Source organism: Kocuria sp. ZOR0020 (assembly GCF_000800955.1).
Classification (GTDB): Bacteria; Actinomycetota; Actinomycetes; order Actinomycetales; family Micrococcaceae; genus Kocuria; species Kocuria subflava.
Genome location: NZ_JROX01000271.1, coordinates 1 through 1,865 on the forward strand (window position 1 = coordinate 1; position 1,865 = coordinate 1,865).

Genomic DNA, 1,865 nt, shown 5'->3' on the forward strand with positions numbered 1-1,865 from the left:
CTTCGTCGGTGGCTGGTGGGTTGAGGATCTCTGGGGCTTGATCGCCTAGGTGGTGTTCCACGGCTTCCCAGTAGGGGGTGATGTCGGCGTCGTTGAGGATGGGGGTGGTGATGGTGTGCTCCTGGGGTTCGGTGGCTGGTGGGGTCACCGTGGGTGTGGTGTTGCGGTGTTGAGCGATGGTGGCTGGGTCGGTGTTTGCTGGGAGGTAGATAGTGGGTATGGGGGGTGTGTAGCCGCCTGCGGGGCCAAAGTCGGGGTTGGTGGTGTCGTAGACGCTTGTGAATCCTTCGGGCAGGATCACCACCGGATCGGGGGCTCCCAGGTCCTGGAGCTCTGGCTCGAGTCCGATTCTGGCTCGTAGATCCGCTGCGATGGCTTCTAGTTCGGCGTCGCAGTGCGCGCGGTTCCAGCCCAGGGCGTTCTCACCGGGAGACAAACGCAGAAACATGATCTCTGACATCTCCGACAGATATCGTTGAACGGCGATATCAGGCCGCTTTGACCAAGCAAATCCCGGTTCCTCATGTGTGCCAAACTCGAAATTGTGGTCCTCTGAGGGATTTGTGACGAATCGTTCTACTCTACGTGCATGCCTGTCACGGGCCCCCCTGCGTATATTGAATAATTCGGCATAGCCCGTGAGGCCCACTCGTTGGGCACACCATTGCATTTCGGGCCACGTGGCCGAAGCGCCCCCCGGGGCCAAGCGGAAGGTTGAATCCAAACAGTGAGTTAAGAGGGCGCGACAGAACAAGGACACCGACTCCTGGTACCCGCAAACTGCCGCAAGAATGGGCGTATAGTGGGCGATAGGGCGACTTTGCTTGGTGGTGATCTCCGTTCTTATTTTTCGAGTTAAATAGGAGTGTATTTCCTTCGGTGCATTTCTCGGAATGGCATCGACTGCTGAAATTCGGAGCGCGTCGACTTGTTTGCGAATGTTCGACATCTCAGCAATCAATCTATCTCCAGCTTGACATCGCTCAGAAGGTTTGGTCGTGATTTATCTGCAATGCCGTGAACAGTGGATCCGGTATCATGGGAATCGGTTCCGCCTTTTGTGAGATTCTTCTTAATCATTTGCCATCTCAGTTGGGATCCTACGCTGCGATTGACGTGCTTATCCAGCCATTGGAAGTTCTGGGGGGTGTCTTTTCCTCCTAGCTGGAGATCAGTTTTGTGGTCAAGGTCATACTTCGACATGCTCTGGCGATCGAAGTCGTCAGGTGTTCCAATGGATGTTGGATTGTCGATGAAGTCTTTCCTTGAATAGTTGCGGTCTTCTGGTACGCGATATTCAAGCTTGCCTTGCCGGGCTTCTCCGTTGAGGTGGTCAATTTTGGCGTGATATTGACGCAGGAGTGACGGGTCCTTCAGTACTCTCTTGTTGGGGCGCAACTCCAGGATGTTGGGCTCGACCCGTTTGGTGGCTTCGGCTGCGGCGCGTTCACCTGTGCGGCTGCTGAGAGCTTCCTTGAACGAGGTGCCAACTTCAGGCACTGGGGGTGTGGTCATATCCAGACGGTAATTACTGACAGTTGGGCCATCAACTATTCCGTATTCACGGCCAAAACCGACGGAGAATTCCTGTCCAGGCTTTGGGCGGATGGATGAGATGGTGTCCTTGGCAGCCATGGAATAGTCCACCATGTTGTTCTTGAACTTGTTAATCGTCTGGACAGCAGGCGCGATCCTGGGCACGGCTCTCTCCGCCGCCGACAGTCCCAGGTCGACGGCTTTGTACTTTGCGTCGAATGCCAGTGCTTTGGAGAAGTCGATGGCCCTAGTGGCTCCGGCGCGGCCTGCTTTGCCCGCAGTCGAGGCCATTTTCCCGGCTTTGCCGGCCACGCTGGTGCCTTTCATGG

General features: G+C 55.9%; 2 protein-coding genes. Both read right to left on the reverse strand.

The annotated features are described in order from the left end of the window. Positions 1–448, reverse strand: a 448-nt coding sequence (locus L979_RS12870) for a hypothetical protein (RefSeq protein ID WP_369793002.1), incomplete at its 3' end; no start/stop codon positions are given. A gap of 509 nt (positions 449–957) precedes the next feature. Continuing rightward, positions 958–1,865: hypothetical protein (locus tag L979_RS12875; protein WP_047692609.1), on the reverse strand; the 908-nt coding region annotated here is incomplete at its 5' end.